Source organism: Plantibacter sp. CFBP 8798 (genome assembly GCF_014841195.1).
GTDB classification, from domain to species: Bacteria; Actinomycetota; Actinomycetes; order Actinomycetales; family Microbacteriaceae; genus Plantibacter; species Plantibacter auratus.
In genome coordinates, this window is the sequence record NZ_JACYTS010000002.1 from 126524 (window position 1) to 141772 (window position 15249).

Annotated in this window: 14 protein-coding genes; 13 read left to right on the forward strand and 1 reads right to left on the reverse strand. The window is 68.8% G+C overall.

What is annotated here, in order from left to right:
• The first annotated feature begins 8 nt into the window (after positions 1–8).
• From IFU30_RS20870 to IFU30_RS07750, 12 genes are all read left to right on the forward strand, one after another.
• Complete coding sequence (locus IFU30_RS20870) at positions 9–1109, forward strand: FtsQ-type POTRA domain-containing protein (RefSeq protein WP_192004866.1); 1101 nt, start codon at positions 9–11, stop codon at positions 1107–1109.
• A gap of 159 nt (positions 1110–1268) precedes the next feature.
• Complete coding sequence (gene ftsZ, locus IFU30_RS07700) at positions 1269–2525, forward strand: cell division protein FtsZ (protein ID WP_192004867.1); 1257 nt, start codon at positions 1269–1271, stop codon at positions 2523–2525.
• Positions 2525–3235: a YggS family pyridoxal phosphate-dependent enzyme gene (locus tag IFU30_RS07705; RefSeq protein ID WP_342450824.1), complete on the forward strand. Its 711-nt coding sequence runs from the start codon at positions 2525–2527 to the stop codon at positions 3233–3235. Before ftsZ ends, IFU30_RS07705 begins: the two co-directional genes overlap by 1 nt.
• A gap of 44 nt (positions 3236–3279) precedes the next feature.
• Entirely contained in the window at positions 3280–3795 is a 516-nt protein-coding gene (locus IFU30_RS07710; RefSeq protein ID WP_064296992.1) for a cell division protein SepF, read from the forward strand.
• A gap of 7 nt (positions 3796–3802) precedes the next feature.
• On the forward strand, positions 3803–4099 hold the full coding sequence (locus IFU30_RS07715; protein WP_064296991.1) for a YggT family protein: 297 nt from the start codon (positions 3803–3805) through the stop codon (positions 4097–4099).
• A 174-nt stretch (positions 4100–4273) separates the two neighbouring features.
• Entirely contained in the window at positions 4274–4915 is a 642-nt protein-coding gene (locus IFU30_RS07720; RefSeq protein ID WP_079706011.1) for a DivIVA domain-containing protein, read from the forward strand.
• Positions 4875–5555 (forward strand): signal peptidase II, encoded by a 681-nt coding sequence (lspA, locus tag IFU30_RS07725; protein WP_079706010.1) that lies wholly within the window; start codon positions 4875–4877, stop codon positions 5553–5555. The genes IFU30_RS07720 and lspA overlap by 41 nt, the downstream gene beginning before the upstream one ends.
• Complete coding sequence (locus IFU30_RS07730; RefSeq protein ID WP_079706009.1) at positions 5552–6475, forward strand: RluA family pseudouridine synthase; 924 nt, start codon at positions 5552–5554, stop codon at positions 6473–6475. Before lspA ends, IFU30_RS07730 begins: the two co-directional genes overlap by 4 nt.
• Positions 6476–6666: 191 nt before the next feature.
• Positions 6667–10131, forward strand: coding sequence for a DNA polymerase III subunit alpha (gene dnaE / locus IFU30_RS07735; RefSeq protein ID WP_194718966.1), 3465 nt, complete (start codon positions 6667–6669; stop codon positions 10129–10131).
• 61 nt (positions 10132–10192) lie between these two features.
• Entirely contained in the window at positions 10193–11563 is a 1371-nt protein-coding gene (gene hisD, locus IFU30_RS07740; RefSeq protein WP_192004868.1) for a histidinol dehydrogenase, read from the forward strand.
• Complete coding sequence (gene nrdR / locus IFU30_RS07745) at positions 11563–12045, forward strand: transcriptional regulator NrdR (protein WP_064296987.1); 483 nt, start codon at positions 11563–11565, stop codon at positions 12043–12045. Before hisD ends, nrdR begins: the two co-directional genes overlap by 1 nt.
• A gap of 3 nt (positions 12046–12048) precedes the next feature.
• On the forward strand, positions 12049–13086 hold the full coding sequence (locus IFU30_RS07750) for a quinone-dependent dihydroorotate dehydrogenase (protein ID WP_192004869.1): 1038 nt from the start codon (positions 12049–12051) through the stop codon (positions 13084–13086).
• Positions 13087–13155: 69 nt separating this feature from the next.
• On the opposite strand, the gene IFU30_RS07755 is transcribed toward IFU30_RS07750, so the two are convergent.
• On the reverse strand, positions 13156–13755 hold the full coding sequence (locus tag IFU30_RS07755) for a DUF3043 domain-containing protein (RefSeq protein ID WP_064296985.1): 600 nt from the start codon (positions 13753–13755) through the stop codon (positions 13156–13158).
• Positions 13756–13798: 43 nt separating this feature from the next.
• Between IFU30_RS07755 and IFU30_RS07760 the strand changes: the two genes are divergently transcribed.
• Entirely contained in the window at positions 13799–15244 is a 1446-nt protein-coding gene (locus IFU30_RS07760; RefSeq protein ID WP_191941132.1) for a dipeptidase, read from the forward strand.
• The last annotated feature ends 5 nt before the right edge of the window (positions 15245–15249 follow it).

Genomic DNA, 15249 nt, shown 5'->3' on the forward strand with positions numbered 1-15249 from the left:
GGCGTCCGGTGAAGCGCCCGGACGGCTTCGACCCCGCGGCCAGTCCGCGCCCCGAGCGCCAGGCGCGACCGTCGGCGTCCGCGCCGGTCGACCGCGCCGCCGCGCCTGCTGAGCCCGTCACAGAGCAGGAGACGGACGTCATCGAGCTGGACGCCGCGCGGCTCCGGCCGAAGCGGTCGGGTGCCGGCGCACCGTCCCAGCCGTCGGGCTCGAGGTCCAAGTCGAAGTCGAAGTCGGCGTCAGCCTCATCGACGCCGGCACCATCGTCGAAGGTCGGTGCGAAACCGGCGGCGACGTCCTCCGCCTCGGCGACGGCGACCCTGGAGCGCCCGGACGAACCGGAGGATGAGGCGTTCCTCACCCCGCGTGAGGCCGCCAAGCTGCGACGTCGTCACGAACGCCAGGAGATCCGTCGGTTCACGGCCCGCAAGCGCGGCCGCCACCGTCCCTGGGTGATCGCGGCCGCGATCCTCGGCGTCCTGATCGTCGTCTCGCTCGCCGGAGCCTATTCGCCGCTGCTGGCCGTCCGGTCCATCGAGGTCGTCGGTGCGAGCCGGGTCAATCAGGCCGAGATCACCGAGGCGCTCAGCGACCAGCTGGGTCGCCCACTCGCGCTGGTCGATGCGGGCGCCGTCAAGGCGGTGCTCGTCGGATACCCGCTCATCGCGAGCTACTCCCTCGAATCCCAGCCCCCGAGCACGCTCGTCGTGCGGATCGTCGAACGCGAGCCGGTGGGCGTGTTGCAGTCCGGATCGGTGTACACCCTCGTCGACGCCGCCGGGGTCACCATCGAGCGCAGCGACCAACCGATCGCCGGGTATCCCACGCTCATGGTCACCGGCGGCCCGACCTCGAAGGGCTTCGTCGCCGCGGCGGCGGTGATCCGCGCGCTCCCGGCCGATCTCCGCGCCCGCGTGGCGTCCGTCTCGGCGTCGACCGCGGACGACGTCACCCTCACGCTCGTGGATTCGCCCGCCGAAGTCGTGTGGGGGAGTGCGGAGGACTCGGTCCTGAAAGCGCGGATCCTCGCGACCACGATGGCGGCCACCGACCCGTCCCAGGTGAACCAGTACGACGTGTCGTCGCCGTCCGCCGCCATCGTCCGCTGAGGAAGCGCGCCGGGATATTCCCGTCGATGTGCCGACACGCCCGGGAGCGTCCCGACACGGTCGGGGCTGGGCCCTAACGTCGTGCTCAGGACAGAAAATGCATACGCAGCATAACTTTAAACCTTAACTAGAGGTTGAGAGTTCTCACGGAGGCCTGAAGTGACTACAAACCAGAACTACCTCGCCGTCATCAAGGTCGTCGGTATCGGCGGCGGCGGCGTGAACGCGGTCAACCGCATGATCGAGCTCGGCCTCCGAGGCGTGGAATTCATCGCCATCAACACGGACGCGCAAGCGCTGCTGATGAGCGATGCCGACGTCAAGCTCGACGTCGGCCGCGAGATCACCCGCGGCCTCGGCGCCGGCGCCGACCCCGAGGTCGGACGACGCGCGGCGGAGGATCACGCCGAGGAGATCGAAGAGGCCATCGCCGGCGCCGACATGGTGTTCGTCACCGCCGGTGAGGGTGGCGGTACCGGAACCGGTGGCGCACCCGTCGTGGCGCGGATCGCGAAGTCGATCGGTGCGCTGACCATCGGTGTCGTCACGAAGCCGTTCGGCTTCGAGGGTCGTCGTCGTCAGGCCCAGGCCGAACTCGGCGTCGCCCGCCTGAAGGAGGAGGTCGACACGCTCATCGTCGTGCCGAACGACCGCCTGCTGGAGATCAGCGACCGCGGCATCAGCATGCTCGAGGCCTTCGCGACCGCCGACCAGGTGCTCCTCGCCGGCGTCCAGGGCATCACCGACCTCATCACCACCCCCGGCCTCATCAACCTCGACTTCGCCGACGTCAAGTCGGTCATGCAGGGAGCCGGCTCCGCCCTGATGGGTATCGGCTCCTCGCGTGGCGCGGATCGTGCCATCAAGGCGGCCGAACTCGCCGTCGCCTCCCCGCTCCTCGAAGCGAGCATCGAGGGCGCCCACGGTGTCCTGCTGTCCATCCAGGGTGGCTCGAACCTCGGAATCTTCGAGATCAACGACGCCGCCAAGCTCGTCCAGGAGGCCGTGCACCCCGAGGCGAACATCATCTTCGGTGCGGTCGTCGACGACACCCTCGGCGACGAGGTGCGCGTGACGGTCATCGCCGCCGGATTCGACGGTGGCGAGCCCCTCACCAGGACGGCGGCCTCGCCGGCCGACGCGGTCATCTCGGGCGGCGTCATGAGCACCTCGGACGAGGCGCCCAGCGCTCCGATCAGCACCTCGGCCAACACGGCCTCCGAGTCGTCCGAGCACCGCTCGGCGCCTGCTGCGGCACCGGTCGCCTCCGGTGGCGACTGGAGCTCCAGGCAGAACGCGTCGTCGCCCTTCTCCGGTGCGACGCACCGTCAGCCCGATGCGGTCGTCGAGACCGCCGTCGTCGACCCCTCGTTCGACGACGAGGGTGAGCTGGACATCCCCGACTTCCTGAAGTAGTGGGCGACACGATCACTGCGGCCGGATCGGGCTCTTCGGAGCCCGATCCGGCTCTGCTCGATCGCCTCGCCGCGATCCGCGGGCGCGTCGCAGACGCCGCTCGTGCAGCCGGTCGCGCCGACGAGCCGACGCTCATCGTCGTGACGAAGTTCCATCCGGTCACACTCGTGCAGCAGCTCGTGGCCGCGGGGGTCACCGACGTGGGGGAGAACCGCCACCCGGAGGCCCGCGACAAGGCCGAGGCGGCCGCCGGACTCGGGTTGCGGTGGCACTTCATCGGCCAGTTGCAGACGAACAAGGCCAAGCAGGTGCGCCGATACGTCGACGCCGTGCACTCGGTGGACCGACCCGAACTCCTGCGGGCGCTCTCATCACCGGACCGCCTCCTCGAGGTGTTCCTCCAGGTGAACCTGACCGACGACCCGGGTCGTGGCGGTGTGGTAGGCGATGCGGCGCTGGAAGCGCTCGCCACGGAGACGCTCGCGGCCGAGGGTGTCGTCCTGCGAGGCATCATGGCCGTCGCGCCCCTCGACGAGCCGCCGGCCGATGCGTTCGCGCGCGTCGTCGCGGCGTCCGCGCGGGTGCGATCCCTCGCTCCGCAGGCCGACGGCCTGTCGATCGGGATGAGCCACGACTACGTCGAGGCGATCGAAGCGGGCGCGACACACCTACGCATCGGCACGGCAATCACCGGGAATCGTCCGGTGTGACGTTAATCTCGAAGGTGCAAGGACCGCAGATCACGGAGGAAACGATGTCGAACCCACTGAAGAAGACCATGGTGTACCTCGGGCTCGCCGACGATGATCTCGAGTACGAGCAGCAGCACGCTGCCCAGGCCGAGCCCACGCAGCAGGCCGAGCCTCGCCGGGCAGAACGTCCCGAGCGCGCAGAGCGGGTCGAGCGCGTTGAGAAGGCCGCTCCCGTGACCCCGCTGCGCAAGCCGGTCCCGGTCCGTCAGCCGGTCGCCCCGAGCTCCGACCTCAACGAGATCCTCACGGTGCACCCCAAGCAGTACCGCGATGCTCAGATCATCGCCGAGAGCTTCCGCGACGGTGTCCCGGTCATCATCAACCTCTCTCAGATGAGCGACGGCGACGCCCGACGCCTCATCGACTTCGCCAGTGGCCTCTCGCAGGGCCTCTACGGGAAGATCGAGCGAGTGACGAGCAAGGTCTTCCTGCTCTCGCCCGAGCACGTCGCCGTTTCCGGCGACAACGGGCAGGGCGCACCGGAAGCGACCGAGGCGACCTTCTTCGCTCAGTCATAATCGAGGGGTGGCTTCTCTCATCTCCGTGATCGGCACGATCCTCTATCTCGCGCTGCTCCTGTACTTCTTCGTCCTCTGGGCGCGGTTCATCCTCGACCTGGCTCGGGTACTCCGCCCGCAGTGGCGACCGTCGGGCGTCGGCCTGGTCCTCGCCGAGCTCAGTTTCACGGTCACCGACCCGCCGATCCGGTTCTTCCGCCGTGTCCTGCCGCGCGTCGCGGTCGGTCCCGTCGCGCTCGATTTCGGTTGGACGCTCACGATGCTGTGTTGCATCATCGCGATGACGCTCGTCCAACTCCTGTAGCCGCCGACGTCGGCGCCCGCGCAGGGTTCACGACGATTGTGCGGCTACGATAGAACGCCCGTCACCTGACGGGAAGCTCCGACGCTTACAACATGTCTCACCCACTGGGTCAGACTTTGCTAGCGTGGGGGCGTTGTACACAGATTTTCGATTCGACAGTGAAGGTGGTTCGCTATGGCGCTCACTCCCGAAGACGTGGTCCAGAAGCGGTTTCAGCAGACCAAGTTCCGCGAAGGCTACGACCAGGACGAGGTAGACGATTTCCTCGACGAGGTCGTCGTCGAACTGCGTCGCCTTATCCAGGAGAAGGACGAGGTCCAGCAGAAGCTGACCGCGGCCGAGGCCAAGGTCGCCGAGCTGCAGAAGGGCGGCTCCTCCGCTCCCGCCGCGCTCGCCAAGGCTGAGCCCGCTCCCGCACCGGCTCCGGTCGTCGCACCCGCAGCGGCTCCTGCCGCCGAGTCGACCGACAACACGGCTGAGAGCTCCAACAACCTCCTGCAGCTGGCCCGCCGCCTGCACGACGAGCACGTCGCAGAGGGCGCTCAGCGTCGCGACGCACTCATCGCCGAAGGTCACGCGACCGCGGCACGTGTCGTCGCCGAGGCCGAGGCCAAGCAGCGCGCACAGATGCAGATCCTCGAGCAGGAGCGCTCCGTGCTGGAGCACAAGATCGACGAGCTGCGCAACTTCGAGCGCGAGTACCGCTCGCAGCTCCGCGGCTACATCGAGGGTCAGCTGAAGGACCTCGACGCCTCGTCGTCGAGCTCCGCACCCGATGCGAAGTCCGGCGTCACCGCCGACAGCGCAGCGGTCTAGCGCAGACACCCGGTTGTCTCCCGCATCACCGTCGAAGGCCAGCGCCAGGACTCTTGCAGTCCTGGCGCTGGTTGCCGTCGTGGCCTATTCGGCCGATCAGTTCACGAAGTTCCTCGTCACCACCAACCTGACGGTCGGTGAGTCCGTCCCCGTCTTCGGACAGGCGCTGGTCCTGTACTTCGTCAAGAATTCGGGTGCCGCCTTCTCGCTGGGTGCCGGCTACACCTGGATCTTCTCGATCCTCGCCGCGGTGGTCGTCGTCGTCATCGTCTGGTTCGCGCGCCGCATCCGTTCGCGCGCCTGGGCGATCGTCTTCGGTCTGCTCCTCGGAGGCGTGCTCGGCAACCTGACCGACCGCCTCTTCCGAGAGCCGTCCTTCGGCCTCGGCCACGTCGTCGACTTCATCTCGACGCCCTGGATGCTCCCCGCGATCTACAACGTGGCCGACATCTGCATCGTGGTCAGCATGGCGCTGTTCATCCTCCTGACGCTCTTCGGTGTCAACCTCGACGGCACGCGCACGACGCGAGCGAGTGAACGGGCCGCCCAGGAAGCGGAGGACCGCGAGGCTGAAGCCGACGCGGCCGTCCTCGATCCTGCGGAGCCTGGCGACGCGAGCCCGGACGCAGGTCGTCCGTGAACGAGTCCCGCAGCCTGTACGTCCCCGACGGACTCGACGGCGAGCGCGTCGACGCCGGACTCGCCAAGCTCCTGGGCTTCTCGCGCAGCTACGCGGCCGAGGTGGCCTTGGCCGGCGGCGTCACCATGAACGGGAAGTCGGTCGACAAGTCCGATCGCCTGCTCGGCGGCGCTTGGCTCGAGATCGAATGGACGCCTCGACGGGAGGCCGTGATCGTCCCGATCGCCGTCCCCGACCTCGGCATCGTCCACGACGACGACGAGATCGTCGTCGTCGACAAGCCTGCGGGCGTCGCGGCGCATCCCTCGGTCGGTTGGGAGGGACCGACGGTGCTCGGCGCCCTCGCGGCGGCGGGCTTCCGCATCTCGACCTCGGGAGCCGCCGAGCGCGCGGGCATCGTCCATCGGCTGGACGCCGGGACGAGCGGCCTCATGGTCGTCGCGAAGACCGAGCGGGCCTACACCTGGCTCAAGCGGGCCTTCCACGACCGCGAGGTCGAGAAGATCTACCGCGCTGTGGTGCAGGGGCATCCCGATCCACTCGCCGGCACCATCGACGGACCGATCGGCCGCCATCCGCGTCACGACTGGCGGTTCGCCGTGACCGCCGACGGCAAGCCGTCGATCACGCACTACGAGACGCTCGAGGCGTTCCCGTACGCCTCGCTGCTCGAGGTGCACCTGGAGACCGGCCGCACCCACCAGATCCGCGTGCACATGGCGGCCCAGCGGCACCCCTGCGTCGGCGACGCGATGTACGGGGCCGACGCGGCGCTGTCGGCGCGGTTGGGACTCACCCGCCAGTGGCTCCACGCCACGAAGCTCGGGTTCGCCCACCCGGCCACGGGGGAGTTCGTTCGGTTCGAGGCGGCCTACCCGGCCGACCTCCAGCACGCGCTGTCCGTGCTCGAGCTCGACTGAGCCGACGCCCGCCCATCCCGTCGGTGTCCCTGACGGCATCGCCGGAGCCGACCGTCGGCGGTGACGGTTAGGCTGGATCACAGACCACCTCGGCGTCCGCGCCGAACCCCACAGCACGATCCCCGGAGGCGCCGTCCGTGCCCACGTCCACCGATTCGTTCGTCCATCTGCACGTCCACAGCGAGTACTCGATGCTCGACGGAGCAGCCCGCGTGAAGCCGCTCATCCAGGCCGCAGTCGAGCAGGGGATGCCTGCCGTCGCCGTGACCGACCACGGCAACATGTTCGGCGCCTTCGACTTCTGGCGCACGGCGACCGATGCCGGTATCAAGCCGATCATCGGCACCGAGGCGTATATCACCCCGGGGACCGCGCGCGGCGACCGGACGAGGATCAAGTGGGGGGACGGTGGGGGAGACGACGTCTCCGGCGCCGGCGCCTACACTCACATGACCTTGCTCTCGGAGACCACCGAGGGGATGCACAACCTCTTCCGGCTCTCGTCGAAGGCGTCGATCGAGGGGTACTACTTCAAGCCGCGCATGGACCGCGAGATCCTGAGCCAGTACAGCGCCGGCCTCATCGCGACGACCGGCTGCCCGAGCGGCGAGGTGCAGACGCGACTCCGTCTCGGCCAGTACGACGAGGCGGTCAAGGCCGCGGCGGACTTCCGCGACATCTTCGGCGCGGAGAACTACTTCTGCGAGATCATGGACCACGGGCTCGGGATCGAGCGCCGGATCATGGCCGACCTCATCAGGCTGTCCAAAGACCTCGGTCTCCCGCTCCTCGCGACGAACGACCTCCACTACACGCACGCCGCGGACGCCAAAGCCCACGCCGCCCTCCTCTGCGTGCAGTCCGGCTCCACCCTCAACGACCCGAACCGGTTCAAGTTCGACGCCGACGAGTTCTACCTGAAGTCCGCGGACGAGATGCGCCGACTGTTCCGCGAGTACCCCGAGGCGTGCGACAACACCCTCGCGATCGCCGAGCGGTGCGACGTCGCCTTCGACACCTCGGCCAACTACATGCCGCGATTCCCCGTGCCGGAGGGCGAGAACGAGGAGAGCTGGTTCATCAAGGAGGTCGAGACCGGGCTGAACCTGCGGTACCCGAACGGGATCCCCGCCGACGTCCGGGAACGGGCGAACTACGAGACGCGCGTCATCGTGCAGATGGGTTTCCCCGGGTACTTCCTCGTCGTCGCCGACTTCATCCAGTGGTCGAAGCGCAACGGCATCCGCGTCGGTCCCGGTCGTGGTTCCGGTGCGGGTTCCATGGCGGCGTACGCGATGCAGATCACCGACCTCGACCCACTCCGCCACGGGCTCATCTTCGAGCGGTTCCTCAACCCCGACCGCGTGTCGATGCCCGACTTCGACGTCGACTTCGACGACCGCCGCCGCGGCGAGGTCATCAAGTACGTCACCGAGAAGTACGGCGACGAGCGCGTCGCGCAGATCGTCACCTACGGCACCATCAAGGCCAAGCAGGCGCTCAAGGACTCGTCGCGCGTCCTCGGCTTCCCGTTCGGCATGGGCGACAAGCTGACGAAGGCCATGCCGCCGGCGGTCATGGGCAAGGACATCCCGCTCGAGGGCATCCTCGACACCAAGCACCCGCGGTACAAGGAGGCGGTCGACCTCCGTGGCATCCTCGACACCGACCCGGAGGCGCGGACCGTCTTCGAGACCGCGCTCGGCATCGAGAACCTGAAGCGCCAGTGGGGCGTCCACGCGGCCGGCGTGATCATGTCGAGCGACCCGCTCATCGACATCATCCCGATCATGAAGCGCGAGCAGGACGGCCAGATCGTCACGCAGTTCGACTACCCGGCGTGCGAGTCCCTCGGATTGATCAAGATGGACTTCCTCGGGTTGCGCAACCTGACGATCATCAACGACGCCCTCGACAACATCAAGAGCAACCGCGACATCGAACTCGTCCTCGAAGACCTCGAACTCGACGACCGCGGTGCGTACGAACTCCTGTCCCGAGGCGACACCCTCGGGGTGTTCCAGCTCGACGGCGGACCGATGCGCGCGCTGCTGCGCCTCATGAAGCCCGACAACTTCGAGGACATCTCGGCGCTGATCGCCCTGTACCGGCCCGGGCCGATGGGCGCGAACTCGCACACGAACTACGCGCTGCGGAAGAACGGCCTGCAGGAGATCACCCCGATCCACCCGCAGCTCGAGGAGCCGCTCTCCGAGATCCTGTCGACGAGCTACGGCCTCATCATCTACCAGGAGCAGGTGATGGCGATCGCGCAGAAGGTCGCTGGCTTCTCCCTCGGGCAGGCAGACATCCTCCGTCGTGCGATGGGTAAGAAGAAGAAGTCCGAACTGGACAAGCAGTTCGAGGGCTTCTCCGGCGGCATGGTCGCGAACGGTTTCTCGATGGAGGCCGTCAACAAGCTGTGGGAGATCCTCCTCCCGTTCTCGGACTACGCGTTCAACAAAGCGCACTCCGCCGCTTACGGGGTCATCTCCTACTGGACGGCGTACCTCAAGGCGCACTACCCGGCCGAGTACATGGCCGGTCTGCTGACGAGTGTCGGCGACTCCAAGGACAAGATGGCGCTCTACCTCAACGAGTGCCGCCGCATGGGGATCCAGGTCCTGCCGCCCGACGTCAACGAGTCCATCGGGTTCTTCGCCGCAGTCGGGGAGGACATCCGGTTCGGTCTGGGTGCCGTCCGCAACGTCGGTTCGAACGTCGTGGAGCTCATCCGACAGGCACGCGAGCGCGAGGGCCGGTTCACCTCCTTCCACGACTTCCTCCGCAAGGTGCCGCTACCGGTGGCGAACAAGCGGACCATCGAGTCGCTCATCAAGGCCGGCGCGTTCGACTCCATGGGCGACAGCAGGCGCGCGCTCTACGAGATCCACGAGGACGCCGTCGACTCGGTCGTGAAGGACAAGCGTGCCGAGGCGTCCGGGAGCATCGGCTTCGACTTCGACAGCCTGTTCGCCGAGGTCGGCGAGGTTCCGCTCGCGAGCGTCCCCGCGCGTCCTGACTGGAGCAAGCGCGACAAACTCAACTTCGAACGGGAGATGCTGGGGCTGTACGTCTCGGACCACCCGCTGGCCGGACTCGAGATCGAGTTGGCGAAGCACGCCACGACGACCATCACCGACCTCATGACCTCCGAGGGCATGGACGGCGAGACCGTCGTGATCTCGGGGCTCGTCACGAGTGTCCAGCACCGGATCGCCAAGGCCTCCGGCAACCAGTACGGCATGATCCAGGTCGAGGACTTCGGCGGCGAGATGACCGCCATGTTCATGGGCAAGGCATACCAGGAGTTCGCCTCCGAACTCGTCGGCGACTCGATCGTGGTGGTCCGCGGACGGGTCAGTGTCCGAGACGACGGGATGAACCTCCACGCGTACAGCATCTTCTCGCCTGAACTGCCCGAGGCCGGTGCCGACCGCATGCTCCAGCTGTCGATGGCCGACGCCCGGGCGACGACCGAGACGGTGACCACGCTCAGCGACGTGCTGACGCGGCACGCTGGATCGACCGAGGTCCGACTGAAGCTCATCCGAGGCGAGATCGCGCGGGTGTTCGAGCTGCCCCATCGCGTCAGCCTCTCGTCCGGACTCTTCGGCGAGCTGAAGTCCCTGCTCGGCCCGAACTGTCTCGGCTGACCCCGCCCGGACGCGGGCGGCAGCCGGGACGGACCGCTGCGGACGATAGGCTGTGACGGCCATGATCACCACCATTGACCTCAGGGGAGTGCGGCCGAGCCGCACCGAGCTCCTGGACATGCTGCCCCGTCCCGTCGTCGACATCACCGCGGCAGCGCATGCCGCTCAGGCGCTGATCGACGACGTCCGAGCGGACGGTTCCGAGGCGCTCTTGGCGCAGGCAGACCGGTTCGACGGGGGACGCCCCGAGCGGATCCGCGTCCCACAGGCCGAGATCGACGCGGCCGTCACAGCGCTCGAGCCGGCCGTGCGCGCCGCGCTCGTGGAGGCCATCGACCGGGTCCGGACCGCCACGGGAGCGCAGGTCCCGCCGGAGCGCACGACCGAGCTCGCCGACGGCGCGACCGTCGTGCAGCGCTGGGCCCCGGTCGGCCGTGTCGGCCTCTACGTCCCGGGCGGGAAGGCCGTCTACCCCTCGAGTGTCGTCATGAACGTCGTACCGGCCCAGGAGGCCGGCGTCGGCTCCGTGGCGCTCGCTTCGCCCCCGCAGCGCGAGTTCGGCGGCCGCGTCCACCCGACGATCCTCGGCGCCGCCGGGCTGCTCGGGGTGACCGAGGTCTACGCCATGGGCGGCGCCGGAGCGATCGGTGCGTTCGCCTACGGGGTACCCGACCTCGCCCTCGACCCGGTCGACGTCGTGACCGGCCCGGGCAACATCTTCGTGGCGGCCGCCAAGCGCCTCGTGAAGGGGCAGGTGGGGATCGACGCCGAAGCCGGGACCACCGAGATCCTGGTCATCGCGGACGCCGGGGCCGATGCCCGGCTCGTCGCAGCCGACCTCGTGAGCCAGGCGGAACACGACGAGGCGGCGGCATCGTTGCTCGTCACCGACAGTGCGGCGCTCGCCACCGCGGTGGAGGAGTGGCTGCAGCGGTACGCCGCAGGCACCCGTCACGGAGCGCGCGTCGTCGAGGCCCTGGGCGGGCCGCAGTCGGCCATCGTGCTCGTCGACGACCTCGAGGCGGCCGTGGCGTTCAGCAACGCGTACGGGCCTGAGCACCTCGAGGTGCAGACCCGCGACCCGGAGTCGCTCCTCGGCGCCATCACCAACGCCGGCGCGATCTTCCTCGGCGACCACACCCCGGTGAGCCTCGGCGACTATCTGGCCGGGTCGAACCACGTCCTCCCGACGGGCGGCCAGGCGCGGTTCTCCTCGGGCCTCGGAGCCTTCACCTTCCTCCGGCCGCAGCAGGTCGTCCGGTACGACGAACCGGCGCTCCGTCAGGTCTCGGCCCACATCGTCGCCCTCTCAGGCTCGGAGGACCTGCCGGCGCACGGCGAGGCGGTGACGGCCCGCTTCGGGCTCGTCGATGCCGAGATCCGTGCTGCGGACGACACCACCGCCCCCACCACCCCCGAGGGAGCCCGCTGATGTACTGCCCGTTCTGCCGCCACCCGGATTCCCGTGTGATCGACTCGCGCACCAGCGACGACGGACTCGCCATCCGCCGACGCCGGCAGTGCCCCGAGTGCGGAAGGCGCTTCAGCACCATGGAGACCTCGAGTCTCGGCGTGATCAAGCGCTCCGGCGTGGTGGAGCCCTTCAGCCGGGAGAAGGTCGTGAGCGGTGTCCGCAAGGCCTGCCAGGGACGCCCGGTGACGGACTCCGACCTCGCCGTCCTGGCTCAGCGGGTGGAGGAGTCCATCCGCGCCACCGGCGCCTCGCAGATCGACGCGAACGACATCGGTCTGGCGATCCTCGCGCCGTTGCGTGAGTTGGACGAGGTCGCGTACCTCCGCTTCGCCAGTGTCTACCAGGCCTTCGAATCGCTCGACGACTTCGAGTCCGCGATCGCGCTGCTCCGCGTCGAGCACGCTTCCGGTGCCGCCCCCGTGCCGTCCGAGGAGCTCTGAGCCGTGTACCGTCTCCTCTTCTCGCAGGTGCTGTCCAAGCTCGATCCCGAACGCGCACACCACCTGGCCTTCGACGTCATCCGCTCCCTTCCCGCCACCGGCCTCGGCCCCGTCATCAGGCGCTGGACGGCACCGCGACTCGACCAGTCGGTGGAGACGCTGGGGCTGCGGTTCGAGACCCCCTTCGGTGTCGCCGCCGGCTTCGACAAGGACGGCAAGGGCGTCCTCGGCCTCGGACTCCTCGGGTTCGGCCATGTCGAGGTGGGCACGATCACGGCGATCCCGCAGCCGGGCAATCCCAAGCCCCGATTGTTCCGACTCATCGCCGATCGGGCGGTCGTCAACCGCATGGGCTTCAACAACGGGGGAGCCGACCAGGCCAGGCGTCGGCTCGAACGGACCGCGCGGGTGAGCCGCCGACCCGTCCTCGGCGTGAACATCGGCAAGAGCCGTGTCGTGGACGTCGCCGACGCCACGGCCGACTACGTCCGGAGCGCGACGCTCCTCGCGCCCGTGGCCGACTACCTCGTCGTCAACGTCAGCTCGCCGAACACCCCGGGGCTCCGCGGCCTCCAGGAGCTCGACCAGCTCGCGCCGCTGCTCGAGGCCGTCCGTGCGGCCGCCGGATCAACGCCGCTGCTCGTCAAGATCGCGCCCGACCTCAGCGACGCGGAGGTCGACCGCATCGCAGAGCTGGTCGTGGAACTCGGCCTGGACGGTGTCATCGCGACGAACACGACCATCTCTCGCGACGGCCTGGCCACCGATCCCGCCGTCGTCGAGGCGGCCGGAGCCGGTGGGCTGTCCGGTGCGCCGCTTGCGGCTCGCTCGCTCGACGTCCTGCGGCGCATCCGGGCGATCGTGCCCCCGGAGCTGTGCGTCATCTCGGTCGGAGGCGTCGACACTGCCGAAGACGTGCAGGAGCGCTTGGACGCAGGAGCCACGCTGGTGCAGGGCTACACGGCGTTCCTCTACCGTGGGCCGCTCTGGGCGCGGCACATCAACCGCGGGCTCGACCGACTGGCCCGAACCGGCCGCTGAGCATCGTCACACGCCGTCGACGACGAACGCCCGCCGGTCTGGGACCGGCGGGCGTTCGGTTTCATGGGACTACTTGTTGGGGAACTGGCCGCGCTTGACCTGCGGTTTCGGCAGACGGAGCGGGCGCAGCTGCAGCGCGCGCATGGCGGCGTACCAGCGCACGCCACGCTCGTCCTGCCCGAACTTCGCCCGCAGCGCTTTCCGGACGCGGAAGCCGAGGAAGAAGCAGTCGGCGATCGCGATGATGAAGAACACCCAGAGGGTGAGCATGCCGTAGACCTGGATCTCGGGCACCGGCATGAAGGTGAGGATGATCACGAGGAACATCACCGGGATCATGAACTCGCCGATGTTGAACCGGGCGTCGACGTAGTCGCGGACGAACTTCTTCTGCGGACCGCGCTCGCGTGCCGGGAGGAACTTGTCGTCGCCAGCGGCCATGCCGGCCTGCGCCCGCCGCCGTGCTTCGGCCTGCTGCGCCTTCGCCGCCTTCGACGCCTCCTTGCGGTCGGAGGGGACGAGCGGACGCTTGTTCTGCGCCTCGCGTTCCGCCCGGGACGGGGTCGGTCGACCCTTCGCCTCCTTGGCGCCGCGGGCGAGGCGCTCAGCCGTCTGCGCTGCGGTCTCGACGATCGGCTCTGATGCCGGGGTGCTCTGCTGTTTGGCCACGATGGAACGTCCTTGATTCGGGGATTCCCTTAAGATTACTCGCATGACGACAGGTACCACGACGGAATCGACCCAAGACCCACGCAACGACCAGGAAGTCCTCGATCGGCTGCGCGAATCCGTCGCCGGTGCGTTGCCGTCGTCGATCGCCGATCTGTCGGCACTGGTCCGCATCCCCTCGGTGTCGTGGTCGGCGTTCGACGCGGCCGAGGTGGCGCGGAGTGCCGAAGCGGTCGCGGCGCTCGCCCGCGGTCTCGGTGTCTTCGACGAGGTCTCGGTGCGCCGGTCCGCCATCGACGGCGGAGCGGAGCTCGGACAGCCCGCCGTGCTGGCCCGCCGTGAACCACGGAACGGCCGACCGACCGTGCTGCTCTACGCGCACCACGACGTCCAGCCCCCTGGAAGCGACGACAAGTGGGACTCGCCGCCGTTCGAACCGACCGTCCGCGACGGCCGCATCTACGGACGGGGCGCGGCTGACGACAAGGCCGGCGTCATGTCCCACATCGCCGCGATCCGAGCCGTCACCGAGGTCCTCGGCTCCGACCTCGACCTCGGTATCGTGCTGTTCATCGAGGGCGAGGAGGAGTTCGGCTCGCGGTCCTTCGGTTCCTTCCTGGAGGAGCACCGCGACACCCTCGCTGCGGACGTGATCGTCGTCGCCGACAGCGACAACTGGGACGAGCGGACGCCGGCGCTGACGATCGGTCTGCGCGGCAACGTCACGTTCCGGCTGCGCGTGAAGACCCTCGACCACGCCTCCCACTCCGGGATGCTCGGGGGAGCGGTGCCGGACGCGATGCTGGCCACGGTCACCCTGCTCGCGACCCTGTGGGACGCCGACGGTTCGGTGGCGGTCGACGGACTCACCTCGCACGACGCCGTCACCCCGGAGTTCGACGAGGCGCAGCTCCGCGCCGAGTCAGGTCTGTCCGAGGGGGTCTCGCCCATCGGACGCGGCTCCATCCTCAGCCGGATCTGGTCGCAGCCCGCGATCACCGTCACGGGCATCGACGCACCGTCGGTGGCCAACGCCTCGAACACGCTCATCCCGGAGGTGTCGGTGCGCATCAGTGCGCGGATCGCCCCCGGGCAAGATCCGGCCGAGGCCTACCGTGCACTCGAGGCCCACCTCCTCGCCAACAGCCCGTTCGGCGCACAGCTGACGATCGACGAGGTCGACCAGGGGAGCCCGTTCCTCGTTGACACGAGCGGTTGGGCCGTCGCCGAGGCGAAGCGCGCCATGGCCGACGCCTGGGAGGTCGAGCCCGTGGAGACGGGTGTCGGCGGGTCGATCCCGTTCATCGCCGACCTCGTCCGGGTCTTCCCGGACGCCCAGATCCTCGTCACCGGTGTCGAGGACCCGCACTCGCGCGCCCACAGCCCGAACGAGTCGCTGCACCTCGGCGTCTTCCAGAAGGCGATCCTCACGGAGGCGGTGCTCCTCGCTCGCCTGGCGGCCGCACCCCGCCCGTCCTCCGACGCGTAGTCGGC

Bases quoted from the DNA above. Each gene is read 5' to 3' on its own strand.
- nrdR (WP_064296987.1), top strand. From the start codon at position 11,563: ATGTACTGCCCGTTCTGCCGCCACCCGGATTCCCGTGTGATCGACTCG.
- hisD (WP_192004868.1), top strand. From the start codon at position 10,193: ATGATCACCACCATTGACCTCAGGGGAGTGCGGCCGAGCCGCACCGAG.
- IFU30_RS07760 (WP_191941132.1), top strand. From the start codon at position 13,799: ATGACGACAGGTACCACGACGGAATCGACCCAAGACCCACGCAACGAC.
- IFU30_RS07710 (WP_064296992.1), top strand. From the start codon at position 3,280: ATGTCGAACCCACTGAAGAAGACCATGGTGTACCTCGGGCTCGCCGAC.
- dnaE (WP_194718966.1), top strand. From the start codon at position 6,667: ATGCTCGACGGAGCAGCCCGCGTGAAGCCGCTCATCCAGGCCGCAGTC.
- IFU30_RS07720 (WP_079706011.1), top strand. From the start codon at position 4,274: ATGGCGCTCACTCCCGAAGACGTGGTCCAGAAGCGGTTTCAGCAGACC.
- lspA (WP_079706010.1), top strand. From the start codon at position 4,875: ATGCGAAGTCCGGCGTCACCGCCGACAGCGCAGCGGTCTAGCGCAGAC.